Source organism: Shewanella sp. KX20019, assembly GCF_016757755.1.
Classification (GTDB): domain Bacteria; phylum Pseudomonadota; class Gammaproteobacteria; order Enterobacterales; family Shewanellaceae; genus Shewanella.
On sequence record NZ_CP068437.1, the window covers coordinates 4,367,838 to 4,394,603 of the forward strand.

The following is a 26,766-nucleotide window of genomic DNA, read 5'->3' on the forward strand; positions in this document are numbered from 1 at the left end:
AGCTTGAATCTAGTTTGCGCTGCTGCTGATTCTAGGTATGATGTCGCATTACATGATTTTACTTTCAACTAAAAGCATCACGCCAAGAATAATAATGCCTAGAATCCTCACAGCAGCTATCGCTCTTTGTTGCTCTCCAGCAGCCTTTGCACTTGTACCGCCTGATTATCAAGAACCGCCTAGTGATTTAACTGCCGAAATCGAGGCGGGTTTTCAACTCAATACCGGTAATACTCAGTCGAGCAGTTTTAACGGCAGAACAAAAATTGTTTATGATACTGACGCGACGCGGCAAGAGGGTACAGTCAAAGCCTACTTCGCCGCTGACGATGAACAGACCACTTCAGAGAAGTATGAGTTACAACTTCAATCAAGTTATAAACTCTATAGTGGTTATGTTTTTGGCCGAGGAGATTTTACCTGGGATAAATTTGGTAGTTACACGCGAATTTCCACAATATCAGGTGGTTACGGCTTCGATGCGATAGCAAACTCAAGCACCAAATTAAGCTTAGAAATTGGTCCCGGTTATCGTTACAACTTGCCCATAGGCACCGACAGCATTCCTGAGCCCGATGCGAATAAAGATCTCATCTTACGTACTGCGGCAAAGTTTGAACAAAAACTGCAAGAGTACACCAGCCTAAATGCCGACTTAACCTCAGAAGTGGGCGAAGATAACAACACGCTAACCTTGGATATGAGCTACAAAAACACCCTTTTCCAAGACTGGGCCTTCAAGATCGGTGTCAATATCAAATATACTCAAGTGGTGCCTGAAGGCGCTAAACAAACAGACACCATTACCACCTTTAATTTGCTTTATACCTTTCAATAGCGACGTAACACGCTCAGGAGTTAATTTTCTGCGACTGCACGCTGGTTGAAAGAACTTTCGCTAGCTAGCAAAAATTGAGCAATACGGGCAGCAACACGATCACTTTAACTTGGATCCGTTTCTGCCCGTATCAGCGCTAGATAGAGCTTAAAAACGGCTACCTAAGCTGCTGCATCAAATAGGCATAGACCATTGAGCTTAACTCAGCAGCTTGATTATTATCTGCCGCCCCAGCATGGCCACCCTCAATATTTTCGTAATACAGCACATCGATACCCATAGCTTCCATTTTTGCGACCATTTTACGCGCATGGGCGGGGTGAACACGATCATCACGAGTTGAAGTGGTGAAAAACACCTTAGGATATGCCGTGTCTACTTTTAAGTTATGGTAAGGCGAGAACCCTTTAATGTAATCCCATTCTGCAGGAATATCTGGATCGCCATACTCACCCATCCAACTAGCCCCCGCGAGTAATTTATTATAGCGCTTCATATCGAGCAGCGGCACTTGGCACACAACCGCATTATAAAGTTCGGGTTTACGGGTGAATGCAGCCCCCATTAATAGGCCACCATTACTGCCCCCCTGGATGCCTAAATGTTGACTTGAGGTGATTTTTCTAGCAATAAGGTCTTCCGCTATCGCTTCAAAATCTTCATAAGCCTTATGGCGGTTCTCCTTTAGCGCCGCTTGATGCCAAGCAGGTCCATATTCACCACCACCGCGAATATTAGACAATACATAGACACCGCCTTGCTCAAGCCAGTTTTTGCCAATCGTGGCCGAATATGAAGGTCGTAATGAAATTTCGAAGCCACCATAACCATAAAGCAGTGTTGGGTTAGTGCCATCAAGCTTAAGGTTTTTAGCCATCACCACAAAGTATGGCACCTTGGTGCCGTCCTTCGATTGAGCAAAGTACTGCTTTGTCTCGAACTTATCAGCAACGAACTGCTGCTTCATCGCCTTTATCTTGTTAGCCTTCATATCTTTGCCATCAAACAGATACAAACTTGAAGGCTCTAAAAAGCTAGTGTAGTTAACAAACACCTCATCACTATCATCTTCACCACCAAAGACACTTAATGTACCGTTAACATCAAATGGGGCTTGCTGAGATTGCCACTCACCATCCTTTTGCGCATAGCGCATTAACTTACTCTTGACGTTATCAAGCCAAGTAATAAGGATTGTGCTTTTGGTAAAGCGTACTTGGGAAATAGAAGCTGTTGCAGTGGGTTCAACCAACACGCTAAACTCTGGCTTTTGAGCAATAAGCTTATCGAGATCGGTGTAAACTATTGCGCCTTGTTTAAAAGTCTTACCTGCAACTTTTAATTCACTTTTAAGCTCGATATAGAGCTGGTCATTAAAGTAACCTTTAATATCTGCATCCATTGGCAGCGGTAACGTAATGAGTTTATCATTGTGATAGGCATAGTGCTGAGCAGTGTAAAAAGTCAGACTTTCAGAAACTAATTGCAGTGACTTTTTGTCGTCATAGATGACATAACCAGAGACTGCCACTGAAGTTTTGTCGCCACTAAAAATAGTTTTAGCGGCTGACAACGGAGTGCCTCGCTGCCACTGTTTAACCACTCTCGGATAGCCTGAATCAGTCAGGCTATCGCCATCAGAAAAATCGGTTCCAACAAAAACAGTGTCTCTATCTATCCAGCTAACGCTTGATTTGGCTTCACCCAAGGCAAAGGGCTGCTGCTTATCTTCTACAAATGATTTGCTGTTTAAATCAAATTCACGAACTTCCACGGCATCAGCGCCACCGCGAGATAGTGACACTAGGCAACGGTCATAATCTGGATAACGACAACTCATGCCCTTATACACCCAATTAACGCCCTCGGCCTTGCCCAAAGCATCAATATCTAACACTGTTTCCCATTTGGGTTCAGCCTTGGTGTATTGCTCCATAGTCGTTCGACGATAAATACCTCGCTCATGATCCTCATCTTTCCAAAAGTTATACAGGTAACCATCCATGCGACTGGCATAGGGGATCCGTTCCTTATTGTTAAGAATCGCTAAACTGTTACTGACTAAACCGTCAAACCCCTTATAGGATTTAATCTCTTTCGCCGAGATAGCATTCTGCTGCTTAACCCACTCAAGGGGCTTAGCGCCCTCGACATCTTCCAGCCACAGATACTTGTCTTCCTCAGCTAAAATAGGTGCTGCTGCGGCAATTGAACTTAACACGCATAAGGATAAAATTTGATTACGCATTTAAACATCCTGTTCTTCGAGTGATACCGTTTTAATAGTACAATCAAACTACTGCATGTTGTGTAAAAGTTAAATAGCAATTAAATAATAATCAGTGCCCAGCGCTGTAACCTTTCCGCCAAAAATCGATTCAGCTGAACTTTCTATAAACCAAATACAAAAATGCCGAAGCGGTATAAACCGCTTCGGCATTTAGCATTAGTACTTAATACAGCAAACTAGGCCGTAATAAGCGACTTACTTAGCGATACGTTGACGTACTGCTTCAAATAAGCAAACGCCAGTAGCCACTGAAACGTTTAAGCTTGAAACACTACCCGCCATAGGAATAGATACCAGTGTATCGCAGCTCTCGCGCGTTAAACGGCGCAGGCCTTTATCTTCTGCCCCCATTGCAATAGCAAGCGGGCCGGTTAGGCTGGCTTGGTAAAGCTCACAATCAGCCTCACCTGCCGCGCCAATAATCCAAATACCTTTATCTTGTAAGCTACGCATTGTCCGCGCTAGGTTAGTCACCTGATATAACGGAACAATCTCAGCTGCGCCGCAAGCAACTTTACTAACAACTGGCGTTAATCCGACAGAGTTGTCTTTCGGTACAATAATACCTTGTACCCCAGCCGCGTCGGCGTTACGTAAACAAGCACCCAAGTTATGTGGATCAGTCACGCCATCCAAAATCAATAAGAATGGTGTTTCAGTTGTTTCCAACATCGCGTTCAAGTCATTGTCGTTAAGAATTTTGGCTGGTTTGACTTTAGCCACGACACCTTGGTGTTGACCGCCATCAGACTTATCGTCTAGCGCTTTACGTGAAGCGTACTGAACGGTTACGCCCCATTGTGCTGCAATCTCTAATATTGGCGTTAGTCGTTTATCATCGCGACCTTGTAACACCCACATTTCTATAACGCGCTCAGGACTATTGTTAAATACAGCTTCAACGGCATGTAAACCAAAGGTAACATCTTGCTTTTTCATCTATTTCTTACTCGTTTTACGCTTCGCTGGCTTGGCCTTTTTAGCCGAAGACTTTTTTGCAGAAGCTTTTGTCTTAGTCGTAGTTGCTTTCGCACCACTGCTTGATTTATTTTTACTGCCAGAGCGTGAACGCTTGCCTTTAGCAGCACTCTTTTCTTTATCGGCAAGTTTAGCACCCTCACGATTAACGCGCTCTCTGGCGGTCATTGGCTTGCTCGGCTTACGACGCTTACCGCCAGCAGAGTCGCCTTCCAGCATCAGGTCAATTTGACGGTCATCAAGGTTTACAGCAGCCACTTTTACCGTGACCGTATCGCCGATTTGATAAACTTGCCCAGAAGCCTCACCAACCAAGCGTTGACGCATATTATCGTACTGATAATAATCACTGCCTAAACTTGAGATGTGCACTAAGCCGTCAATGAACAGGTCATTTAGGCGAACAAACATCCCGAAGTGAGTCACTGATGCCACGACGGCTTCAAACGTATCGCCCACATGGTCTTGCATGAACTCACATTTAAGCCAATCACTTACATCACGTGTGGCTTCATCTGCGCGTCTCTCTGTGGTTGAACACTCGACACCTAGCAGATCAAGCTCTTCAATCTTGTAGCAGTAACCGCCGTCTGCAGTCCACTGCTCGGACTGCTCACCCTCTTGTTTTTCTAACAAGTAACGGATCACTCGGTGCAAAATCAAGTCAGGATAGCGACGAATTGGCGAGGTAAAGTGTGAATACTCTTCTAATGCCAAGCCGAAGTGGCCTTCGTTATCTGGTGTGTAAGTTGCTTGCTTCATTGAACGTAGCAACATTATTTGGATAAGTTCAGCATCGGGTCTGTCTGCAACTTGCTCCATCACCGCTTGGTAATCTTTTGGCGTCGGTTCTAGCCCGCCCTCCATCGTCAAGCCACGCTCTTTAAGGAAATCCTTAAAGTTGGTGAGCTTTTGCTCCGATGGCGATTCATGTACGCGGTACAGCACTTCACCTTTGTTCTTTCTGACAAACTTAGCCGAAGCCACGTTTGCCAAGATCATGCACTCTTCAATGATCTTATGCGCTTGATTACGATTACGCGGCACAATTTTTTCAATTTTGCGCTGCTCATTAAAGACAAACTGGGTTTCTGTGGTTTCAAAAGCAATAGCACCACGATCGCCACGAATACTGTCTAAAGTCAGATACAAAGATTGCAACGTCTGCAAGTGCGGGAATATAGGCTTAAGCTTATCACTCACCTCACCACCTTCAAGCATATCTGCAACCTGAGTATAGGTTAGACGTGCATGCGAGTGCATAACCGCGGGATAAAACTTATAGCCTGACAACTTACCAGCAGCAGAGATAGTCATCTCTGCCACCATGCAAAGACGGTCGACCTCTGGCATCAAAGAACATAATCCGTTAGAGATCTTCTCCGGTAACATTGGGATAACTTGTGATGGGAAGTAAACAGAGTTGCCTCGTGAGCGTGCTTCTCTGTCTAAGGCTGACTCTGTACGCACATAATGACTTACATCAGCAATCGCTACCCATAAACGCCACCCCCCAGACTTTTTCGTTTCTGCATAGACTGCATCGTCAAAATCACGGGCATCTTCACCATCAATCGTCACCAGCGGCAGATGACGTAGATCGATTCGACCCTCTTTGTCGGCTTCGGTCACTTCATCTGGGATTTTTCGTAGTTTTTTCTCAATCAGCCCCGACCATTCATGTGGCAAGTCGTAATTGCGCAGTGCAATTTCAATCTCCATACCCGGCGCCATTTGCTGGCCAAGCACTTCAGTGACTTTTGCGGCCGCTTTGACATAGCGGCCAGGTCGACGGGTTAGCTCTAAAACAACGATATCACCTTGTCTTGCACCTAATCGGTCTTCTTCAGCAATCAGTATCTCTTGAGTGATGCGGCGGTCGTCAGCAATAACGAATCCCATACCGGCATCAAGATGGAAGCGGCCAACAAGTGCAGCGCTTCGCTGCTCAACTAAACGCACTATCCTAGCTTCACGACGACCTTTACGGTCAACGCCTGCTTTTTGCGCCAGTACTTTATCACCGTGGAAGTACATCATCATGTCACGGTTGTTGATATAGAGATCGTCACCGCCCTCTTCCAACTTTAAAAATCCAAAGCCATCACGATGACCTATGACTGTGCCAGTCAGTAAATCCATTCTTTCTGGTAAGCCATAGGCTTTACCACGAGTAAACACCAATTCACCGTCTCGCTCCATAGCTCGCAAACGACGACGTATCGCCTCTAGCTGCTCTTCACCTTCGATGTTGAGCGCGTTTGCAATATGTTCACGGGTTAACGGGGACGTTTGAGAGCGTAAGTATTCCAAAATATACTCACGACTTGGGATGGGATTGTCGTACTTTTCTTGCTCTCGCTTAATATGCGGATCTTGTATCATTCATGTTCCAAATTATTGGCATAACTGCTGTCAGCCATGCTTATTGTTGCGTTCTCAGGTGTTCTTTCTTTGCCCTAGCTACTGCGCTGGGCGGCATTTTTGCCTCTAACACCTTTAACAAATTGGTTGCTTCGGTTTGCACTGTTTCATCGCTAAACACTTCGTTGTATAGCCAATGAAAGCCAGTTTCATAATCGCGGGGGCTACCATAGCCTTCACCAAATAACCGAACCAACATTATTCGCGCAGGCAGATCACCTGTCGCGGCTGCTGGTAGCACATAGTGCACAGCACGTTCTTTATCTTCCATGACGAATTTACCGTCATGGTAATACTCAGCCATTCTTACCATGGCTTCAGCACTGCCTTGCTGTGCTGAGGTTTTTAACATCGAGATCCCGCGCGGCGGGTTAGCCTTTACGCAGATCCCGAAATTCAGCATTTCAGCCCAAAGGTACTGATACAAAGGCTGCTTTAACACTTCAGCTCTTGCTTCAATATCTTCAACTATCTGACAGTCATCGCCTGTAACTTGAGTTAAGTAGCTTTTGCTGCGAATTAACTCAACAAGTTGCTCTTGAGTATAGACGTCTACCGCTTTGGGAGTCGCCAAACTAGGCAAAGAAATTATCGATATTACAATAATTAACACATAACGCAGCATAAGGTCTCTCAATGACAGTGGGTTAATTCAAGCGCAGAATCTCAAGGCTGCTAGCAGCAAATTCTAAGCGTGTTCTGTCTTTCATCATCGGCAGTATAACGCATTTCTTGAGTACAACCTGCACATTAACCATTTCTGATTACTGGGCTTTTATAAATTAGCTTGCAATAAAAAGGCCGCTAATCGCGGCCTCTTCTTATTAACTAAACGGATTCACCAGAATCATGGTCTCGTTTCTATCCGGACCCGTTGAGATAATATCAATCGGCGTTTCTAACAACTCTTCTAAACGCTTAATGTAGTTAATCGCTGCCGGAGGCAGTTGCTCTACAGATGTCGCGCCAAATGTTGTCTCACTCCAACCAGGTAAGGTTTCTAAAACAGGCGTGACCTGCTCATAGCCTTCTGCTGCTAGCGGAGTTGTAGTAGCCACAGTTCCATCAGGATACTGGTAGCCAACACAAATTTTCACTTCTTTAAGACCATCTAGAACATCTAGCTTAGTCAGGCAGAAGCCGCTAACGCTGTTGATTTGAACTGCACGCTTCATCGCGACAATATCTAGCCAACCTGGACGACGCTTACGACCGGTAGTCGCACCAAACTCGTGACCCTTAGTACCTAAGTAGTCACCAATTTCGTTTTCCAATTCCGTAGGGAAAGGACCTGCACCAACACGCGTGGTGTATGCCTTCATAATACCCAAAACGTAGTCAAGATGACGAGGACCAAATCCTGAACCTGTTGCAACGCCACCTGCGGTGGTGTTAGAAGAGGTTACAAATGGATAAGTACCATGGTCAATATCGAGTAACGTGCCTTGAGCACCTTCGAATAGAATTGGTTCACCAGCTTTACGTGCCTGATCAAGAAGCTCAGAAACGTCAGTGCACATACTCTTCAAGTAATCAGCAATTCCAAGAGCATCTTTCAATGTCTCTTCATAATCAACTGCTTCGCACTTGTAGTATTCGGTCAACATAAAGTTGTGATAAGCCATCACTTCCTTCAACTTCTCGGCAAACAATTCTGCATTAAACAGATCGCCTACACGTAAGCCGCGGCGTGATACTTTATCTTCATATGCTGGACCAATTCCACGACCCGTTGTGCCAATAGCTTTATTGCCACGCGCTTTTTCGCGAGCCATATCTAATGCACAATGGAATGGAAGAATTAGAGGACATGCTTCAGAAATTAATAAACGTTCCTCTACAGGTACGCCACGCTCTTTAAGCATGTTAATTTCTGTCATCAGTGCGTCAGGTGCAAGCACCACGCCGTTACCAATAATGCATTTTACATTATCACGTAAGATCCCTGATGGAATAAGATGAAGAACGGTCTTGTCGCCATCGATAACAAGAGTATGACCCGCATTGTGGCCACCTTGGTAACGAACGACATATTTAGCCTGTTCGGTAAGAAGATCGACTATCTTACCCTTTCCTTCGTCACCCCATTGGGTGCCGAGAACTACAACGTTTTTGCCCATTATTTGCTGCACGGTAGTGGTTAAAACGGGATTTTAGCAGATCTATAGGGGCGGTAGGCAAGTATTTTATGAAAAAATAATCAATATAACCACTCCGACAGTGACTAAAGAACCACCTAAACGTTGCAAAAGCTGCTGATTTTGATTGGAAATTTCTTTTAAATACGCTCGCCAACGATTTGGAAACAAAAGAGGACCAATTCCTTCAATTATTAACACTAAACCCAACGAAAGCATGATTAACTCAAAAGACATAACAATGTATCTCCTATACCGAACAGTAGTGATGGTTAACGTCATTATTTTCTAGAGACGAGAGTAGTATTTGCACCCATTAACCTGTTGAGCTCATCATATTCTATCTCGTCACTACAACAAGTGACACTGACAATAAATATGTCACTCAACCCAAGGTTTATAGAAATTTACTTTATAGGGAGCTCTCACTTACATAACCCAGCCTCTAATCGGATAAGCGCTAGACGGTAAACATAAGGCAATGCCCTAAAAGCCATCTTGGTGATACTAAAAACAGATAATTTGTTAGGCGCTACTAGATTGTCCTCTACTAGCATTTTCCGGCTTAAAAACGGCTTAAGACACCTTTAAAGGCTTTCCACCTGCCTATCCACAAGTACTGCGAAGAAATGACAACAGCTAGGCTGCATTTGGTTTGGTTTGGTTTGGTTTGGTTTGGTTTGGTTTGGTTTGGTTTGGTTTGGTTTGGTTTGGTTTGGTTTGGTAGACAATGAAGCTGAAAGGTGAATTTTAGCCAATAAAAAACCCAGCATATAGCTGGGTTTTTTGAACTCTGAAAGCGAAAATTAACGCTTTGAGAATTGTGGCTTACGACGTGCTTTACGTAGACCAACTTTCTTACGCTCAACTTTACGAGCATCACGGGTAACGAAACCAGCAGCACGTAGAGAAGGACGTAGAGACTCGTCAAGTTCCATCAACGCACGAGTAATACCGTGACGAATTGCACCAGCTTGTCCAGTGTTACCACCGCCCTTAACTGTTACATTGATGTCTAACTTATCAGTCATTTCAACTAGCTCTAGTGGCTGACGAACAACCATACGAGAAGTTTCACGACCGAAATATTCGTCTAGAGGTAGTTTGTTAACAGTGATGTTACCAGTACCAACTTTAGCGAATACGCGAGCTGTAGATGTTTTGCGACGGCCAGTGCCGTAGTATTGAGTTGCAGCCATTGCTATAATCCCGTTTAGATATCAAGAACTTGAGGTTGTTGTGCAGCGTGGTTATGCTCTGTACCAGCGTAAACTTTAAGCTTACGGAACATGGCACGGCCCAAAGGACCTTTAGGTAGCATACCCTTAACTGCTTTCTCAATAATCATTTCAGGCTTATGATCTTGCAGCTTCTCAAAAGTAATCTGCTTAATGCCACCGATGAAACCAGAGTGTGAATAGTAAACTTTGCCTTTAGCTTTGTTTCCAGTCACTGTAACTTTCTCAGCGTTAATAACGATGATGTAGTCACCAGTATCTACATGAGGCGTATACTCTGGCTTATGCTTACCGCGTAGGCGAGTAGCAATTTCAGTAGCGATACGACCCAAAGTTTTACCTTCGGCGTCAACGACGAACCAATCACGAGTGACTGTTTCTGGTGTAGCAGTAAAAGTAGTCTTCATTTTACAAAAACCCAATGTTAAAATTCTGTCTCACATGCTAATGCCACTATTGGCAAAAACACAAAAAATGCCTTTCCCCGCCCCTTCGAGCAAAGAATTAGGCTTTACAACTTCCACCTAGAGTGGTGGATAACGAGGGCAGGTGGCGGATTATAGACAAAGATGGGTTAAAAATCACCTAATTTTTAGATAAATTTCTATCTCTTTTTAAACATTTGCTCTATCAACGCTATCGTTTACCCTCAGATGCTCTAATAACAGCGGCCAACAGCCCGCTTGAGAGCAAACCAACTGACTAAAAAGCAGCAGCGGTTTATCTTTGAACTTAAGGTAAATGCTCTAAGGCTAAATAATCGTGGGACTGCATTTCAGTCAATCTCGAGCGACAACGTCTAAACTCAAAATTCAGTAAGCCTTCAGTATAGATATCCTCTAAAGAGACAGCCGATGAAATAATTAATTTAACGTTACGCTCATAAAACTCATCCACCATGGCTAAGAATCGACGCGCGATGTCGTCACCGGTTAAATGCTCACCCATCTGCTCAACGTGACTCAGCAGCACCGTGTGATAGAGTCTCGCGACCTCCATGTAGTCTCGCTGGCTGCGCGGACCATCGCATAATGCTCTAAAATCAATTAACAACACCCCTTGGGCTTGTTGACGGATCTCAATAACCCGACCATCAATGACCACGCCCTCTTTTGAGACTTCAGATTCCGGAGCTAATTTGGCAAAGTACTCTTGTAGATTTTGTTCTGCCTTATCATCTAATGGCGAATGATAGATCTCAGCCTGTTCAAGTGTTCTTAATCGGTAATCGACTCCTGAGTCGACATTTAAAATGTCACAATGTTGATTGATTGCCGCTATCGCAGGTAAGAACCGAGCCCGTTGCAAACCATTACGATACAGCTCATCTGGGATGATGTTAGACGTCGCCACTAGTGCGACCCCTTCCGCAAATAGGGATTCAAACAATGAGCCCAACAGCATGGCATCGGTAATGTCAGAGACAAAGAATTCGTCAAAGCAGATAACCTGATACTGTGTCGCCATTTTTTTAGCGATAATAACCAGCGGATCGCGTTGCCCTTGTAGTTGAGCCAAATCAATATGCAACTGGTGCATAAATCGATGAAAGTGCGCCCGCAGCTTTTTATCACCTGCAATGGAATCAAAGAAGGTATCCATTAGATACGTCTTACCACGACCAACACCGCCCCATAAATAGAGCCCTTGCACACTTCGCTTTGATTTTTTCCCAAACAGAGAAAATAGCTTACTGGTACTACGCCCTTGGCTGTTGAGTGCGGTCAGGTCATCATAAACCCGCTGTAGTTGCTTTACCGCTTCCTCTTGCGCAACGTCATAGGAAAAGTCATCTCGAGTTAAATCTTGTTGATAATGCTGCCAAGGCGTTAAATGCGACACGTAAATCATTCTCTATAGGTAGGGGACAAACACAAATCAGCCACTTTAAGCTGTTTGTCGATTAATTATAATTAAACTATTGCAGTAAATAGTACCACGGCCGAATGTCGCAATGTATATTTGGCTGCATCTCTCTTATTAAAGTAGTCATTGGAGTCAGTATGGAATGGGCATTAACCTTTGCCGCCTTTGTTATAGGTAGCGTTTTTGGGTACGTTGGGCATAGTGTTTTAACGAGAAAACACCAAGATAAAAATCAAAAGCAGCAGTTAGAGCAAACACAACTTGAGCTGAGTCAATATAAGCAAGAGGTGGTTGATCACTTTGATGATCATCATAAACAGCTGACTGAACTCACCAACCTCGTCAATAAGGTTAACCAGCAATGGAATACTTCAGCGAGCTTATTAACCTCTTCTACGACCGAAAATCATCTAGCTGATATCGCGCCACTAGATAACCTCAGCGCAACTGAAGATAATACCTATACCCATCCTACTTGAAGCTGCTCGTTTCAGAGGCGTTGTGCCAGTTCAATTCTAGGCGCATTAACGTAGAAATGGTTATTCCCTTTTAAATTAATGCAACAACGAAGTGGGCTTGCACAACGCCTTCTGCGATGGGTTTTAATGGGCTTTACTCTGTGTTATTGATTTTACTAAGGGAACGACCATTAGTGGTAATCAATGTCTTGATTAAAGCCCATTAAATTCCCACTGAATCCTGCATATTCAGGCAGGGTGGGTATATACTAAAAAGGTTGCATCAATGTGAACCAATAAGGGTAATGTATCGATAAATTAACCTTTGTTAATAATGATGAACTTTTTGATACTCGCTTGAGTCCGACTCAATAACGAATGATATAAAACAGATTATATGATCTGCATGGTAATCGCCTTTCTTCAAGGCAAACATTGAACAGCCATGCATTGATATTGACGATATTGGAGCAACGTATAAATGAAGACTAAATTATCCCTACTTTCAGCAGCCCTTTTAGGCGCAACCTTGACGCTAGCTCCCATTGTATCTCAGGCGGCCATTCCTCTTTCGGTCGGCGGTGAAACCTTACCTAGCTTAGCGCCGATGCTACAAAAAACGACTCCAGCAGTCGTCGCTGTAGCCGTTTCAGGCACACATATCTCAAAGCAAAAAGTCCCTGACGCATTTCGCTATTTCTTTGGCCCTAACGCGCCAAGGGAACAGGTGCAGGAACGTCCGTTTAAAGGGCTAGGTTCTGGCGTCATCATCGATGCCAAAGAGGGATATATTGTTACCAACAACCATGTTATTGAAGGTGCCGACGAAATTCTTATCGGACTATCCGATGGCCGTGAAATTGAAGCCAAGCTCATTGGTATCGACGCTGAGTCTGATATCGCCCTATTGCAAATCGAAGCTAAAAACCTAACAGCTGTTAAGCGGGCTGACTCTGACGAGCTGCGAGTCGGTGACTTTGCCGTCGCTATTGGTAACCCCTTTGGTCTAGGGCAAACCGTCACATCAGGGATTGTCAGTGCGATGGGGCGAAGCGGTCTAGGTATTGAGATGCTAGAGAACTTTATTCAAACCGATGCCGCGATTAATAGTGGTAATTCTGGCGGGGCATTAGTTAACTTGAACGGCGATCTTATTGGGATCAACACTGCCATTGTGGCCCCCGGTGGCGGTAACGTCGGTATCGGTTTTGCTATTCCATCAAACATGGTCAACAACCTAGTTGATCAGATTATTGAACATGGTGAAGTGCGTCGCGGCGTACTGGGCGTATTAGGCCAAGACCTTACCAGCGAACTGGCAAAGGGCTTTGGCATTGAAACCCAACACGGTGGCTTTATTAATGAAGTCATGCCAGACAGTGCCGCAGATAAAGCAGGCATTAAAGTCGGCGACATTATTGTCAGTGTTAATGGCCGCAAGATTAAGAGTTTTCAAGAACTACGCGCGAAAGTCGCTACGATGGGTGCAGGTAGTAAAGTTGAATTTGGGCTAATCCGTGATGGTGAAGAAGAGTCAGTTACCGCGACACTGGGTGAATCAACACAAACTGCACAAGCCACGGCGGGAGCTGTTCACCCGATGTTGCAAGGCGCAAAACTTGAAAATGCTAGTGGTTCAGGTGTGACGATTACCGATGTGGCCCAAGGCTCACCAGCCGCTGCAAGCGGCTTGATAAAGGGAGATGTGATTATTGGTGTGAACCGCACCAAGGTGAAAAACTTAAAATCACTTAAGTCTGTGCTTGGAGATCAAAAAGACTCTGTCGCGTTAAAAATACAGCGAGACAACACCAGCATATATTTGGTCCTTCGCTAAACACAGCAACTCAAGTTAAATAGCCGAGTAATGCACTCGGCTATTTTTTCGAGCCAAGGTGCTTTCTTATGCGTGTTTAATATATCCCCATCCCACTGAATCCTGCATTTTCAGGTAGGATGGGGATAAACATGTTAATCTAGTTCATCTTTCAGTATTTACTCTCAGGCATGATGATTAAAGACACTCTTATATATGTCGGTAAAGCCATAGCATTTGGCCTTATCATGGCTGCGGTTATCATTATTGTGATGCCTTTAATTACCGGGCAAAGCCTCACTAATGGCTTAATGAGCCGTGCGGTAACCAGCAGTAACGAATTATCTTTTGCAACCGCAGTACGCCGAGCCGGGCCTGCCGTTGTGAATATTTATAGCCTCAGTATTGATCAAAGAAAACCACTTAAAGCCAGCTCTCTGCAAGGGCTAGGCTCTGGCGTGATCATGAGTACAGAGGGTTATATTCTTACCAACTACCATGTCATTAAACAAGCCGACGCAATTGTTGTTGCGCTGCAAGATGGTCGTAGATTTACCTCTGAAGTGGTCGGCAGCGATCCCGAAACCGATTTAGCAGTATTGAAAGTTGAAGGAGATAACCTCCCTATCGTGCCGCTAGGTCTCGACGTTCCCGCCAGAGTTGGTGATGTCGTTTTAGCCATTGGCAACCCTTACAATTTGGGGCAAACCATTACTCAAGGTATTATTAGTGCAACCGGCCGCAATGGCCTGAGCTCTGGTTACTTAGACTTTCTTCAAACAGATGCCGCAATTAATGCGGGGAATTCAGGTGGTGCGCTCATTGATACTACCGGTCAATTAGTCGGTATTAACACCGCTGCTTTTCAGATTGGTACAGAGAGTGGTACTCACGGTATTAGCTTCGCCATTCCAATCAAACTAGCCCACAGCATTATGGGTAAATTGATTAAAGATGGGCGCGTTATTCGTGGTGCTTTAGGGATTGGTGGTGAAGCCGTTGGCCCTGTAATGGCTCAAATTCTCAATATCCCAGATTTGACTGGTGTACTGATTACCAGTGTCGATCCAGATGGTCCAGCAGCAAGAGCACAACTGCAGAAACGTGACGTGATAACTCACTATGAAGGTGAAGCAATACCTGGGGTTGCAATGTTGATGGATAGAATTGCTGAAACAACCCCAGGTAAGGAAGTTAAGATCACTATTATTCGCGAAGGTAAGTCTTACGATGTAACAGTGATAATGGATGAGAAGCCAGTGCACTACAATTAGGAGCAGCTAGCCTGTTCTACCAATTAAAAGCCTGCTAAATGCAGGCTTTTTACTATCTACAATCTCATTAGATATCTGCCTAGGTCAGATCCATTCAGGCTCTTAATTCCCACTGACATTAACTACATACTTACTCTAATGGGTATAACTAAAGTGCAAGTATGTTCAATTAACGGTTGTCGATTTGGGTAACGACTGCGGCTTTGTGCACAGTAAGCCAAACCAAAATGTTATCTCTAATATGACGCCTGAGAGCAGTAGCCCTATAGCCCCAGATGCAAAACCAACGGTGTAACAGGTTAATGCGGCAGATAGCAACAATATGAGTAACCCCATCCTTTGCCATAATTTCATCTATCAACTCCCTTTTAATAGTCCAATATAGAGCTCATTGCAGCTCCAGATGTTAACCATAGCAAAAACCAGTAACTAAAGTACGCTCCGCTACATTAAGCTTTATTTATATTGCTCTGGTAAGCAGGGATCTAATAAGCAGGAAGTTAAAGACATAAAAAAGCCGCTCTAATGATGAGATAGAGCGGCTGCGGAGCAGGGATAAAATGAGATTAAAGCTTAGTGACTACTTATGGATTTTAGGTAGTGCAGCTGCTCTATCAGCATAATCAGCATGACACTCACCACATGAGAACTGGGCAGTGGACCAAGGCATTTGGAACTTACCATCCTCAGTGAACTGCTTCGCTGCTGGGTCTAAGTCAATAGTGAATAAGTGAGACTTCACGTCACCGAATACCGTTGTATCATCTTTACCTAGGTGAGTCACCGCGCTCTTAGCAAGCTTAGGCATATGACAAGTGGTACATTCCGCTGCTTCGTGGAAAGATGCTGCATGTGTATTTTCCGCAAACTCTTTCTTGTACTCACCTGTATGGCAAGAAGTACACTCTTTAACTGCACCCATATGTAGGCCATCAGCACTATCTTGATTCAAGGTTGACTTGTGAGAGTCATGACAAGTAGTACACGCCATGCCACTCTTAGGACCAATTTCCTCACCCGCCTTATAAGTGCCATGATCTTCAGGAACTACACCTAATATCTCATCGCCCGTCTGGTGATGCTTTGATAAACCGCCACTAGAGATGATACGGCCACCGACTTTGCTTCCTTCAGGGAAAGCGTCGTTGTAATGGCTGACAAACGATGGATAATCTTTCTCACCATCACGTGTATGACATTCGGCACAAGTAACGGCCTTACCGTAAGCCATATCTTCGGCTAAGAAATCATCGGTAGTACGTGCAGTAGCGATCTTAGTGATATTCTCTTTTGAAGGAGACTTAACATGGAAACTACCCGCACCATGGCAAGATTCACACTGAACGCCTTGCTCTGCAAAGGTACCATTCATGCCAGGAAGATCATCTTGACGTAATGGGTTACGACTGTCGCCACCGGCTACGTCGGTAGTACGCTTCCAACCCGTTGTATGACAATTACCACAGCTGTATTTATAGTCATACTCAGTCGTTTTATAATTACCCATTACATCAGGATCTGTTGGGTGATTATCCGGAATATTCAGCTCACCTTTACCATTACGAACGTTGTATTGCACATTTTCACCAGTAACGATGTAGCCATCTTTATCTAGCCAGCGCATTTTCCAACCGTAACCACCGACGGTATATGTAACTTCGTCATAACTCTTTGGTGCTCCTAAGGTATTATTCGCTGTTGAATCAACCAATAAATCAATGGCACCTACAATGGTTTCTGCTGGGGTATAAGGGAATACTGGAGCCTCATTCCCTGGGTTTTTCATAATCTTAAAGTTATGACCCGTCTTAACAAAAGATTCATGCTTGCCACTGTGGCACGTTGCGCAGGCTGCCGAACCGACATAAGCGAGAACCTCTGGCTCAGGTAGTGCTTCAACCGTGACTGTCACTTCAGCAGAGGCTTCATCAGTACCATCTGTGATGGTGTAGTTAAACTTCACCTCACCGGCATCGCTGCCTGCGGTAAAGTCAACCTTGCCATCTTTAATAACAGCGCTGTCTGAATCAACAGAGACAATCGATAGCGAATCACCGTCGCTATCGGTATCGTTTGCCAATACATCGATAGTCACGACTGCTGATGCTAACACGTTGGCGGCATCAGCAACGGCGACAGGTGGCGTATTCTCAACCGGTGGGGTGGTATCATCATTATCGCTACCACAGGCAACCAACATGGTGATCATACTGGCTAGTAGTAGCTTTTTACATGGAATTTGTGCGTTCATACATTCATCCTCAACATTGCTCATTTTCATATCGCCGAGATAAATCTGTTTGGCGATTGATAGCCTCTATGGACATGGAGCAAGTATTGAAGAGTTACTACTAAAGAGATAGATAACCAGAGTTCACTAGAATTGATAACTTGTGAACTATTGTTATCAACCAACACCTAACCTATTGTTTATTAACAAAGTTTAATCTTGCGACAAGTTGTGATGTTGTAAAACAAACTGGCCAGTATTTGTCAAAATGTAGATCTTCTTCTCATTTTGCATGACTAGACCCGCCTTTTTTAACTGACGCAGATGAAAGTTAAACTTAGTATGATCGCCAATTTCGACTAGACGACACAAATCCATAAATTTCAAGGCTTGATGGGCCGCCAGTATTTTTAGCGCCTTACGTCGATATGGATTCGCAAGGGCGCTATAAACTAAATCTGGGTCTAGGTCAGCGCGACTTTTAAGCATCTGCTTTTCCGCCAAGCTACGTTTAATGGTGACGATGAGCTCCTCACTCTTAAAGGGTTTAGTCATTACACTGTCAGCCCCCTTTTTCATCGCATCTACGGCGGTGTCTACGGTGGCGTAAGCGGTAATAATCACGATAGCAATAAAGGGTTGATGATGACGTAAATTCGATATCGCTTCGACCCCAGTCATGCCCGACATCAGTAGATCTAACAGCGCTATATCAAAGTGTTGCAGCTCACTTTCAGCGATTGCATCTTCTGCACTCGCCACGGCCGTTACCCGGTAACCTTCAAGCTCAAGCAGTTCAACCATGTTACGCTTAAGCTCGTTATCATCTTCGGCCAATAGAATAGAGATCATTAGCAGTGCTCCCGATAAAAGACTAACTCTACAGTGGTACCTTTATCTAACTCACTCACGATATTCATTTTCCCATGATGTAATGATGTAATTTGCTCACAAATAGCCAAACCTAACCCAGTGCCTTTACCGACCGGTTTACTGGAGTAAAACAGCTCTGTAGCACGAGCTAACGCCTCTTTACTCATACCACAGCCGCCATCTTTGACTGTGATAATGACACGAGTATCAACCTCGGTAACATCAACCGTTATTCTTTGCCGAGGCTGCGATGCATCTAGCGCATTACAGAGTAAGTTGATGATTAACTCTTCCAATTTAATTTTTTCACCATAGAGACAAATATGGGCAGCACAATTCAACTGAATCTCATTCTGCTTACAGCGGTGAGCCAACAACTTTACAGCGCCATTTAATATCTCTTCAATCGCGACGTTACCGCGCCTACCAGTGGAGGGACGAGCATAGCTCAACAACTCTTTACTGATAGATGAAGCGCGCTCAATACCCAATCTAGCTCGATTCAAGTAGTCCTCTTCAGAACTAAAGTGTTTAGGGTTCTTCCGCTGCCAAAGATCTAGCGCGAGTGTAGAGGAGGCCAATGGGTTATTGATTTCGTGCGCCACCCCCATTGCCAACCGACCTATCGCTTTATATTTATCAGCCTCAAGAGCACGTTTAAGCTTGGCCGCGGTTGCTTGCTCTTTTTCCAAATCAAACACTTTTAACGCCTTAAACAGTGCAACTAAAATCAACCCCCCCGCCAAGGTTCGCAACACGGGCACACTGTGATGAAATTCGGTCGGCACCAGTCCAGAGAGCACGCCGTATATTAGTAGTCCAATACCACTGATCACAAAGTACAACCCATAATGATGCTTCTCTTGCCGTAAACTATTGCCATAAACGGCCATGCCAATTCCCGCTAAAGAGGCGCTACCAAAACCGATTAATACACGGGTATATTGGCTCGCTTCAGCAAACCCGGTGCTGTTAGTGGCCAAATCATGCAAGTCTGGAATAAGCAGCCATAGATAGCTGATTAATATCGACAGAATGACCCCATGGCCGACCATAGCAACCCTTCTGGTTGTGATACTCAATATTTGCCAAGCAAACACCATTAACGCTATATAGGATAAAAGTAACTTCGTCAGGCGGAGCCACTGGATCAGTTGTTGATACTGCTGTCCTATGTGGTCTGAAAAAATAATGATATAGAGTTCTGACCACTCATGGAAAGCATGAGAAAAACCAAACATGGCCAGCGCCCACAAAGTAGGAGCGACGGTGAGCTGGCTATACCTAAAATTTCGGAATACCACAGCGCAACCTATAGAGAAAAAGACTAGGCCGTAGAATAGATAGATATTAAAAGTGACAAAAATAGGCATGCCGAGAACATAACATTGTAAAGATGGCGATGTGTTGATCTTGTTCTGATTTAGCTGCTCGTTTATTTGCGCTAGTTCATAAAACAAAAAACCATTTAAGCAATAACGCCTAAATGGTTCTTATTTAGCAAAAAAACTTAATATGACTATGATTTTACTCGCTCAACGTGTCCACCAAGTCCTTTAAACTTTTGCTCTATATGTTCGTAACCACGATCTAAATGGTAGATGCGATCAACAATCGTTGTCCCATCAGCAACAAGGCCCGCTATTACTAAACTGGCTGACGCCCGCAAATCGGTTGCCATCACTTGTGCACCATTGAGCTTTTCAATACCGTGAATAATACAGGTGTTACCCTCTAGCTCCATTGTGGCGCCCATACGGCTCAACTCAGGAACGTGCATAAAGCGGTTCTCAAAAATGGTTTCAGTAATGGTGGCGGTGCCTTCTGCTAACGCATTAAGCACACAAAACTGCGCCTGCATATCAGTAGGGAAACCTGGGTAGGCGACCGTCTTGATATTGACAGCTTTAGGACGCTGCCCCTGCATATCAAGTTCAATCCAGTCATCACCGGTAGTGATGCTTGCGCCAGCATCTTCAAGCTTGGCCAATACCGCTTCCAGCGACTTAGGGTCCGCTTTAGTGCAACGGATTTTTCCGCGAGTAACCGCTGCAGCCACAAGAAAGCTACCGGTTTCGATACGGTCAGGCATCACTCGGTAATCACAACCTTGCAGTGATTCAACACCTTGAATACGGATAGTATCACTACCGGCACCGTCAATGTTTGCCCCCATTGCAATCAAACAATTGGCTAAATCGACAATTTCAGGCTCACGTGCCGCATTCTCGATAACGGTTTCGCCATCGGCTAATGCCGCGGCCATCAACAAGTTCTCAGTCGCACCAACACTGACCATATCCATAAAGATATGAGCACCTTTAAGACGACCATCAACTCGGGCTTTAATATAACCCTCTTTGACCTCAATCTTGGCACCCATCTGCTCTAGGCCTTGCAAATGCAAGTTAACAGGGCGAGCACCAATAGCACAGCCACCAGGCAGCGACACATCAGCCTTACCATATCGAGCCAGCAAAGGCCCTAAAATCAGTATCGATGCACGCATCGTTTTGACCAATTCATAAGGGGCACAAAACTCATTGAGGTTAGTGGTTGAGATACACACTTTATCGCCGTCTGAACGGGTAACTTCTGCACCCAAACAGCGCAATAATTCACAACTGGTATTAACATCCCTAAGACTAGGAACGTTAGATACATTAAAGTCGCTCTCGGCTAACACACCTGCCATCAATATTGGCAGTGCGGCATTTTTGGCGCCCGATATAACGACGTCGCCAGCAAGCGCGCTGCTTGCTTCAATTTTTAATTTATCCACGTTAACTCTCTAAATCTACAATTACATATTAAAGACTTTTTCACGCTTCCATTGTGTTGGCGTGAATGCATTAATCGTAATAGCGTGTAATTCACCACTAGTAATGTGAGCCATTAATGGGCCATAAATAGTCTGTTGCTGCTTAACGCGCCCCATACCGTCAAAACACTCACCGACAGCGACAATCTTGTAATGAGTCCCTTCTTGGGTCACTTTGACCTCTTCTAGGGATAATGCTTCTAACAGGATAGCTTCTATATCTTTACATTCCATGGAACTATTCACCTTACTGTGCTTCTTCATAAAAGAAGTCGTTTAAATCATATAATACGATAAATTTCTTAAGCTGCTCTGAAGCGGAGTTCAGCTTCAAACTAGCACCTTTTTCAGCAAAAATACTGACTAATTCGAGTAAAAATGCCACTCCGGCACTGTCACAATACTCAATGTTTGATAACTGTAAAAATGCAGTGTCAACATCCAATAAGCAACGTCTGTCATTCCATAGACTGATTACGGCATCCTGATCTAAGCGGCCGCTAATCGCACAAATAATACCTTGCTGCTGAAAGCTTGCCACTATTAATTGGCCTGCTCATTGGCATTTAAATCGATATGAGTCGCAGTGCGCTCAATTAACATCTCTATCACCGGTTCAATGCCTTTCTGGCGCACCAAGTTAGTTATCTCAGATTGCTTTGAGGATAATAAGCTAACCCCCTCAGCAACCAAATCAAATGCTTTCCAGGTATCATCTTTTAAACGTCTAGCTCTAAACTGTAACTTGATTTCAGGGCGCCCTTTTTCGATGATCCTAACATTAACCCTGACCATCTTCTCATCGGAAAAATTTTCTTCAGGGCTGAATTGCACCGTTTGATCAGTATATTCAGTGAACGCTTGAGCGTATGTTGAGATTAAATAACCTCGAAAAGCATCAACAAAGCGAGTACGCTCATCTTTGCTGGTATCACGTAAGTACTGCCCCAAAACTTTATATGATGCATATTTGTAATCGACATACGGCATCAACTCTTCAGTAACAATAACTTTCAAATGGTCAGGGTTATCTTTAATCAGCTGCTTGTCTTGCTTAAAGCGCGCAAACGTTTTTTGAGATACCGCTTCCACCATTGTATAAGGATTGGTTCTATCTATCTCTATATCAGTGCTATTACTGGCATCAACTGCATGCGCACTGAAGCTTATTAAAGCCACTGTAGCCAGCATAAAAACACGATAAAATCTGTTAAACATATCCATTACTCCAACCACTAATCCTTTGAACCTACGCTATAGAGGAACTGGCCGATCAACTCCTCTAATACTAATGCTGAATGAGTATCGTCAATACTGTCACCATCAGCCAACATCTCAACGTCGTCATCCATAAAGCCAGGTGACAAGCCTAAAAACTGCTCACCTAACAGACCGGACGTCAAAATAGACAAGCTGCTAGTTTCAGGGAAGTGCTTATATTGCTTATCCATAGAGAGCGTAACTAGCGGTACTAATCTTTCAGGATCTAAATTGATGGCACTAACACGGCCAACCACAACGCCACCCACTTTCACTGGTGAGCGCACTTTCAATCCACCAATATTACTGAATTTAGCATGTAGGGTATAGCTACTGTCGCCGGCTTTAACTTCTACATTGGCAACGTTGAAAACCAATATTAAAAATGCTGCCAATCCTGACAATAAAAATAGACCGACTAATACCTCAATCTTCCGTGTCAACATAACTCATTTACCACTCTATTCAATAAATCTAAACAATAATTAACCACAATTACCATCGTTGCTAGCTGCTGTTAGCTACCAAACATCATCGCTGTCAGCAGAAAATCTAACGCCAATACTGCGAGGCTAGACTGCACGACCGTTTGAGTCGTTGCTCGGCTTATACCTTCAGGATTAGGCACTACATGATAGCCGCGATAAAGCGCTATCCAAGTCACAACGACCGCAAACATTGCGCTCTTAATAATACAGTTAACAATATCCTGACGCCATTCTACTGAAGACTGCAATATTGACCAAAAGGCACCACTATCAATCCCCTTCCATTCAACACCAACAATGTGGCCGCCATAAATACCAATAGCGGTAAACATCAATGCCAACAATGGTAAGCTAATCACACCCGCCCAAAAACGCGGTGCAATAATTTGTCTGAGTGGATCAATAGCCATCATCTCTAAGCTTGATAGCTGCTCGGTACTTTTCATTAAACCAAGCTCAGCAGTTAATGCAGAACCAGCGCGCCCTGCAAATAATAATGCAGTAACAACAGGGCCTAATTCTCGCAATAAGCTCAAGGCGACCATGGGGCCCAGGCTCTCTTCGGTGCCAAAGCCGACAAGAATATTATAGCCTTGCAGCGCCAACACCATACCAATAAACAATCCAGAGACTAGAATAATCACCATAGATTGCACGCCAATTACATATAATTGCCTAATAAGTAACGGCATGCCTTTTCTAAATCTCGGGCGATGCGCTATCGCGCCCCAAAGCATCATTCCCGCTTGCCCAAGGCCAACGACAAAATCAATAACACCACGGCCCAGTTTTGCGATCTGATTAATCAAGCCCACTTAGCAGCTCCTTCCTATACTCCGCTGCCGGGTAATGAAACGGCACCGGCCCGTCGGGTTCACCGCCAATAAATTGCTTTAATTGCGGGTTGTCAGCCAAGCGCAGCTCTTCAGGGGTGCCATGGGCGATAATTTTTTTATCTGCCAGTACATAGACATAATCAGCAATGCCGAGCACCTCTTGCACATCATGGGATACTACCACTGACGTTAGATTTAGTGCATCAGACAGCTCACGAATTAATTTAACCAACACACCCATTGAGATAGGATCTTGCCCCGCAAACGGTTCATCATAGAGAATGATTTCCGGCTCCAAGGCGATTGCACGTGCCAAGGCAGCTCTACGCTGCATCCCTCCCGACAGCTCGGTCGGCATCAACTGCGCAGCGCCGCGCAGCCCAACCGCCTCGAGCTTCATCAATACGATGCGGCGTATAATAGCTTCTGGCAATCCAGAGTGTTCTCTGAGCGCAAACGCAACATTATCGAACACATTCATGTCGGTAAATAGCGCACCACTTTGAAAAAGCATGCTCATACGCTTACGCAGTGCAAACAATTGGCTGCGGCTACATTGATGCACATCGGTACCATCAAACAGCACTGTGCCTCGATCTGGTGTGAGCTGACCACCAATCAATTTAAGTAAGGTTGTTTTACCGATACCGCTTGGGCCCATTATCGCCGTAACCTTCCCCTTAGGGATTGATAGACTAATATCCTCATAAATAACATGGGGGCCTCGACTAAAGGCCATATTGTGGATTTCGACTAATGGGTTATGGTTTTGAGTCATGCATGAGCCCTGCATTCGAATTAAGAAACGTCCATTTTTCCATAGTGGAAAGGTAGAAATTGTACGTAATAGACCTTTCAGGTACAACCAAATCAACACTATCTCACCTCAATACTTTCATTTTTCTTCAATTACAGCGAAAATACGCGGCTATATCCCCAAATACTTAGAATTGATGTTATTTAATATATTTTTGTTAGTGGCTGGCTTAGGTGCTTTAGTCTGGAGTGCCGATAAATTCGTATACGGTGCCGCAGCTTTTGCGCGCAACCTAGGCCTTCCCCCTATGTTAATCGGCTTAACCATCGTTGCTATGGGCAGCTCAGCGCCAGAAATGTTTGTTGCAGCCACCGCGTCAATGAATGGTATGACGGATACCGCCATCGGTAATGTACTCGGTTCCAATATTGCGAACATCACGCTTATCTTAGGTATTACCGCACTGCTCGGTGCTATTTCTGTCAGTTCACAAACACTGAAACGTGAAATTCCGTTGATGTTAGCTGCCACTGCCATTGTGGGTTACTTCTTACATGACGGTTTTTTAACCCGAGTTGAAGGCATTTCTCTATTAGTGCTCTTTTTGGCATTGATGGGCTACCTCATCTGGCATGGTCTGACGAACAAAAATCGAGATACATTAGCCATTGATGCGGAAAATGAGATCCCAGCAAATGTTCCGACCAAGAAAGCGATTCTTTGGCTTGTCATCGGAATGATACTATTACCACTTTCAGCCGATTGGATGGTTCAAGGCGCTGTGGGTATCGCTAAGGCTTATCATCTTTCTGATCTGGTCATCGGGCTGACGATTATTGCCGTGGGCACCAGCCTCCCAGAACTTGCAGCCTGTGTTGCAGGCGTATTAAAAAAAGAAGATGATTTAGCCATCGGCAATATTGTCGGTTCAAACTTATTTAATATTTTAGCGGTACTGGCAATACCCGGCATTATCGCGCCTGGTGTCGTTGATGCGGCAGCCAGCACTAGAGATTTCTACATGGTGCTTGCAACGAGCAGTGCACTTGCAATACTGATCTTATTGAGCGGACGCGCTAGGCAGCTAAAACCTTGGCATGGCGTCGTTCTACTAATTACATTTGTCGCATACCAAGTACTACTTTTCCTATCTTAAAGATGGATACGACAAATAAAGCAGTACATTAAAGAGAGACCAAGAAATGGTAGATGAACAGCAACTACGCCGATGGGGAACCAAGGTCATTGATGTCGAGAAAAAAGCACTCGACAACCTTTACCAATATGTAAACTCGAGTGAGTTTGCCCGAGCATGCCAATTAATATTGCAGTGCACTGGCAAGGTTATCGTGATGGGAATGGGTAAATCTGGTCATATTGGTAACAAAATCTCTGCCACGCTAGCCAGCACTGGAACACCTGCATTTTTTGTCCATCCAGGTGAAGCGAGTCACGGTGACTTAGGTGTGTTAAGCGAAAATGATATCGTACTGGCGATCTCTAATTCCGGTGAATCGAGCGAGATTTTGACCTTGATGCCTGTCATCAAACGCATGGGGTTACCGATGATCTCGGTGACTGGCAAGCCTGAATCAAATATGGCTAAGTTAGCGCAACTACACCTCTGTATCGAAGTACCTGAAGAGGCTTGTCCACTCGGGCTCGCGCCAACATCAAGTACAACTGCCACCTTGGTGATGGGTGATGCATTAGCCGTTGCTTTACTGCAAGCTCGCGGGTTTACTAAAGATGACTTTGCACTATCGCATCCCGGTGGAAGCTTAGGGCGTAAGCTATTATTAAAAGTCAGTGACGTCATGCATAAAGGCAATGAGCTGCCACTGGTAAAAGATGATATCTGTATTACCGATGCCCTTTACGAGATCTCTAAGAAAGGCTTAGGCATGACCGCCATTGTCGATACAGCAAACATCCTAGTCGGTATCTTTACCGATGGTGATTTGCGCCGAGTGATTGATGCTGAAGTTAACCTGCGCACTACATCAATAGCCGATGTAATGACTAAAGGTTGTGTCACCATTACCGATAATGTACTCGCTGCAGAAGCATTAAAGGTGATGGAAGAAAAAAACATTAATGGTTTGATTGTCATCAATTCACAGCAACAACCCGTCGGCGCACTGAACATGCTCGATATGGTTAAAGCAGGAGTCATTTAGC

The 26,766-nt window shown here is 44.5% G+C and carries 26 protein-coding genes; 6 read left to right on the forward strand and 20 right to left on the reverse strand.

Annotated features, from left to right (window positions below; genetic code table 11):
* Positions 1-94: 94 nt before the first annotated feature.
* Positions 95-838: a DUF481 domain-containing protein gene (locus JK628_RS18915; protein ID WP_202286470.1), complete on the forward strand. Its 744-nt coding sequence runs from the start codon at positions 95-97 to the stop codon at positions 836-838.
* Between the two features lie 157 nt (positions 839-995).
* Here JK628_RS18915 and JK628_RS18920 read toward each other — a convergent pair whose 3' ends face one another.
* From JK628_RS18920 to zapE, 9 genes are all read right to left on the reverse strand, one after another.
* Entirely contained in the window at positions 996-3,086 is a 2,091-nt protein-coding gene (locus JK628_RS18920) for a prolyl oligopeptidase family serine peptidase (protein ID WP_202286471.1), read from the reverse strand.
* Positions 3,087-3,323: 237 nt separating this feature from the next.
* Entirely contained in the window at positions 3,324-4,067 is a 744-nt protein-coding gene (rlmB, locus tag JK628_RS18925; RefSeq protein WP_202286472.1) for a 23S rRNA (guanosine(2251)-2'-O)-methyltransferase RlmB, read from the reverse strand.
* Entirely contained in the window at positions 4,068-6,491 is a 2,424-nt protein-coding gene (gene rnr, locus JK628_RS18930; RefSeq protein WP_202286473.1) for a ribonuclease R, read from the reverse strand.
* 40 nt (positions 6,492-6,531) lie between these two features.
* Positions 6,532-7,155, reverse strand: a complete 624-nt coding sequence (locus JK628_RS18935) for a tetratricopeptide repeat protein (RefSeq protein WP_202286474.1) — start codon at positions 7,153-7,155, stop codon at positions 6,532-6,534.
* Between the two features lie 199 nt (positions 7,156-7,354).
* Positions 7,355-8,650, reverse strand: coding sequence for an adenylosuccinate synthase (locus JK628_RS18940; protein WP_202286475.1), 1,296 nt, complete (start codon positions 8,648-8,650; stop codon positions 7,355-7,357).
* Positions 8,651-8,716: 66 nt separating this feature from the next.
* Positions 8,717-8,905, reverse strand: a complete 189-nt coding sequence (locus JK628_RS18945) for a DUF2065 domain-containing protein (protein ID WP_202286476.1) — start codon at positions 8,903-8,905, stop codon at positions 8,717-8,719.
* Positions 8,906-9,474: 569 nt separating this feature from the next.
* The gene (gene rpsI, locus JK628_RS18950; protein WP_202286477.1) at positions 9,475-9,867 is read right to left on the reverse strand and encodes a 30S ribosomal protein S9; all 393 of its coding nucleotides are present in this window, start codon (positions 9,865-9,867) and stop codon (positions 9,475-9,477) included.
* Between the two features lie 14 nt (positions 9,868-9,881).
* Positions 9,882-10,313, reverse strand: coding sequence for a 50S ribosomal protein L13 (rplM, locus tag JK628_RS18955; RefSeq protein WP_202286478.1), 432 nt, complete (start codon positions 10,311-10,313; stop codon positions 9,882-9,884).
* A gap of 325 nt (positions 10,314-10,638) precedes the next feature.
* Positions 10,639-11,748 (reverse strand): cell division protein ZapE, encoded by a 1,110-nt coding sequence (gene zapE / locus JK628_RS18960; RefSeq protein ID WP_202286479.1) that lies wholly within the window; start codon positions 11,746-11,748, stop codon positions 10,639-10,641.
* 161 nt (positions 11,749-11,909) lie between these two features.
* Here zapE and JK628_RS18965 point away from each other — a divergent pair, with 161 nt between their 5' ends.
* The 3 genes from JK628_RS18965 to degS all read left to right on the forward strand — a co-directional run bounded on the left by JK628_RS18965 (position 11,910) and on the right by degS (position 15,320).
* A complete protein-coding gene (locus JK628_RS18965) occupies positions 11,910-12,251 on the forward strand; it encodes a ZapG family protein (protein ID WP_202286480.1) in 342 nt (113 codons plus the stop codon).
* Positions 12,252-12,711: 460 nt separating this feature from the next.
* Positions 12,712-14,067, forward strand: a complete 1,356-nt coding sequence (locus JK628_RS18970; RefSeq protein ID WP_202286481.1) for a DegQ family serine endoprotease — start codon at positions 12,712-12,714, stop codon at positions 14,065-14,067.
* A 170-nt stretch (positions 14,068-14,237) separates the two neighbouring features.
* Positions 14,238-15,320, forward strand: coding sequence for an outer membrane-stress sensor serine endopeptidase DegS (degS, locus tag JK628_RS18975; protein WP_202286482.1), 1,083 nt, complete (start codon positions 14,238-14,240; stop codon positions 15,318-15,320).
* 165 nt (positions 15,321-15,485) lie between these two features.
* Here the strand turns inward: degS and JK628_RS18980 are convergent, their stop codons facing one another.
* The 11 genes from JK628_RS18980 to mlaF all read right to left on the reverse strand — a co-directional run bounded on the left by JK628_RS18980 (position 15,486) and on the right by mlaF (position 24,606).
* Positions 15,486-15,674, reverse strand: a complete 189-nt coding sequence (locus tag JK628_RS18980) for a hypothetical protein (protein ID WP_202286483.1) — start codon at positions 15,672-15,674, stop codon at positions 15,486-15,488.
* A gap of 226 nt (positions 15,675-15,900) precedes the next feature.
* Positions 15,901-17,571, reverse strand: a complete 1,671-nt coding sequence (locus tag JK628_RS18985; protein ID WP_202286484.1) for an Ig-like domain-containing protein — start codon at positions 17,569-17,571, stop codon at positions 15,901-15,903.
* Between the two features lie 192 nt (positions 17,572-17,763).
* Positions 17,764-18,402 carry a response regulator gene (locus tag JK628_RS18990; RefSeq protein ID WP_202286485.1) on the reverse strand — a complete coding sequence of 213 codons (639 nt, stop codon included), beginning with the start codon at positions 18,400-18,402 and terminating at the stop codon, positions 17,764-17,766.
* Positions 18,402-19,796 carry a sensor histidine kinase gene (locus JK628_RS18995; protein ID WP_202286486.1) on the reverse strand — a complete coding sequence of 465 codons (1,395 nt, stop codon included), beginning with the start codon at positions 19,794-19,796 and terminating at the stop codon, positions 18,402-18,404. Before JK628_RS18995 ends, JK628_RS18990 begins: the two co-directional genes overlap by 1 nt.
* Positions 19,797-19,942: 146 nt before the next feature.
* Complete coding sequence (murA, locus tag JK628_RS19000; RefSeq protein WP_202286487.1) at positions 19,943-21,205, reverse strand: UDP-N-acetylglucosamine 1-carboxyvinyltransferase; 1,263 nt, start codon at positions 21,203-21,205, stop codon at positions 19,943-19,945.
* A 21-nt stretch (positions 21,206-21,226) separates the two neighbouring features.
* Complete coding sequence (locus JK628_RS19005; RefSeq protein ID WP_202286488.1) at positions 21,227-21,478, reverse strand: BolA family protein; 252 nt, start codon at positions 21,476-21,478, stop codon at positions 21,227-21,229.
* 13 nt (positions 21,479-21,491) lie between these two features.
* Complete coding sequence (locus JK628_RS19010; protein ID WP_202286489.1) at positions 21,492-21,785, reverse strand: STAS domain-containing protein; 294 nt, start codon at positions 21,783-21,785, stop codon at positions 21,492-21,494.
* Positions 21,786-21,787: 2 nt separating this feature from the next.
* Positions 21,788-22,462, reverse strand: a complete 675-nt coding sequence (locus JK628_RS19015) for an MlaC/ttg2D family ABC transporter substrate-binding protein (protein WP_202286490.1) — start codon at positions 22,460-22,462, stop codon at positions 21,788-21,790.
* Positions 22,463-22,479: 17 nt separating this feature from the next.
* On the reverse strand, positions 22,480-22,950 hold the full coding sequence (mlaD, locus tag JK628_RS19020; protein WP_202286491.1) for an outer membrane lipid asymmetry maintenance protein MlaD: 471 nt from the start codon (positions 22,948-22,950) through the stop codon (positions 22,480-22,482).
* Positions 22,951-23,021: 71 nt separating this feature from the next.
* Entirely contained in the window at positions 23,022-23,807 is a 786-nt protein-coding gene (gene mlaE / locus JK628_RS19025) for a lipid asymmetry maintenance ABC transporter permease subunit MlaE (protein ID WP_202286492.1), read from the reverse strand.
* Positions 23,794-24,606 carry a phospholipid ABC transporter ATP-binding protein MlaF gene (mlaF, locus tag JK628_RS19030; protein ID WP_202289889.1) on the reverse strand — a complete coding sequence of 271 codons (813 nt, stop codon included), beginning with the start codon at positions 24,604-24,606 and terminating at the stop codon, positions 23,794-23,796. Before mlaF ends, mlaE begins: the two co-directional genes overlap by 14 nt.
* A 175-nt stretch (positions 24,607-24,781) precedes the next feature.
* Between mlaF and JK628_RS19035 the strand changes: the two genes are divergently transcribed.
* Positions 24,782-25,741, forward strand: coding sequence for a calcium/sodium antiporter (locus JK628_RS19035; protein ID WP_202286493.1), 960 nt, complete (start codon positions 24,782-24,784; stop codon positions 25,739-25,741).
* A gap of 46 nt (positions 25,742-25,787) precedes the next feature.
* Positions 25,788-26,765, forward strand: a complete 978-nt coding sequence (locus JK628_RS19040; RefSeq protein ID WP_202286494.1) for a KpsF/GutQ family sugar-phosphate isomerase — start codon at positions 25,788-25,790, stop codon at positions 26,763-26,765.
* The last annotated feature ends 1 nt before the right edge of the window (position 26,766 follow it).

Bases quoted from the DNA above. Each gene is read 5' to 3' on its own strand.
- JK628_RS18915 (WP_202286470.1), top strand. From the start codon at position 95: ATGCCTAGAATCCTCACAGCAGCTATCGCTCTTTGTTGCTCTCCAGCA.
- JK628_RS18920 (WP_202286471.1), bottom strand. From the start codon at position 3,086: ATGCGTAATCAAATTTTATCCTTATGCGTGTTAAGTTCAATTGCCGCA.
- rlmB (WP_202286472.1), bottom strand. From the start codon at position 4,067: ATGAAAAAGCAAGATGTTACCTTTGGTTTACATGCCGTTGAAGCTGTA.
- rnr (WP_202286473.1), bottom strand. From the start codon at position 6,491: ATGATACAAGATCCGCATATTAAGCGAGAGCAAGAAAAGTACGACAAT.
- JK628_RS18935 (WP_202286474.1), bottom strand. From the start codon at position 7,155: ATGCTGCGTTATGTGTTAATTATTGTAATATCGATAATTTCTTTGCCT.
- JK628_RS18940 (WP_202286475.1), bottom strand. From the start codon at position 8,650: ATGGGCAAAAACGTTGTAGTTCTCGGCACCCAATGGGGTGACGAAGGA.
- JK628_RS18945 (WP_202286476.1), bottom strand. From the start codon at position 8,905: ATGTCTTTTGAGTTAATCATGCTTTCGTTGGGTTTAGTGTTAATAATT.
- rpsI (WP_202286477.1), bottom strand. From the start codon at position 9,867: ATGGCTGCAACTCAATACTACGGCACTGGCCGTCGCAAAACATCTACA.
- rplM (WP_202286478.1), bottom strand. From the start codon at position 10,313: ATGAAGACTACTTTTACTGCTACACCAGAAACAGTCACTCGTGATTGG.
- JK628_RS18965 (WP_202286480.1), top strand. From the start codon at position 11,910: ATGGAATGGGCATTAACCTTTGCCGCCTTTGTTATAGGTAGCGTTTTT.
- JK628_RS18970 (WP_202286481.1), top strand. From the start codon at position 12,712: ATGAAGACTAAATTATCCCTACTTTCAGCAGCCCTTTTAGGCGCAACC.
- degS (WP_202286482.1), top strand. From the start codon at position 14,238: ATGATGATTAAAGACACTCTTATATATGTCGGTAAAGCCATAGCATTT.
- JK628_RS18980 (WP_202286483.1), bottom strand. From the start codon at position 15,674: ATGAAATTATGGCAAAGGATGGGGTTACTCATATTGTTGCTATCTGCC.
- JK628_RS18985 (WP_202286484.1), bottom strand. From the start codon at position 17,571: ATGAACGCACAAATTCCATGTAAAAAGCTACTACTAGCCAGTATGATC.
- JK628_RS18990 (WP_202286485.1), bottom strand. From the start codon at position 18,402: ATGATCTCTATTCTATTGGCCGAAGATGATAACGAGCTTAAGCGTAAC.
- JK628_RS18995 (WP_202286486.1), bottom strand. From the start codon at position 19,796: ATGCCTATTTTTGTCACTTTTAATATCTATCTATTCTACGGCCTAGTC.
- JK628_RS19005 (WP_202286488.1), bottom strand. From the start codon at position 21,478: ATGGAATGTAAAGATATAGAAGCTATCCTGTTAGAAGCATTATCCCTA.
- JK628_RS19015 (WP_202286490.1), bottom strand. From the start codon at position 22,462: ATGTTTAACAGATTTTATCGTGTTTTTATGCTGGCTACAGTGGCTTTA.
- mlaD (WP_202286491.1), bottom strand. From the start codon at position 22,950: ATGTTGACACGGAAGATTGAGGTATTAGTCGGTCTATTTTTATTGTCA.
- mlaF (WP_202289889.1), bottom strand. From the start codon at position 24,606: ATGACTCAAAACCATAACCCATTAGTCGAAATCCACAATATGGCCTTT.
- JK628_RS19035 (WP_202286493.1), top strand. From the start codon at position 24,782: ATGTTATTTAATATATTTTTGTTAGTGGCTGGCTTAGGTGCTTTAGTC.
- JK628_RS19040 (WP_202286494.1), top strand. From the start codon at position 25,788: ATGGTAGATGAACAGCAACTACGCCGATGGGGAACCAAGGTCATTGAT.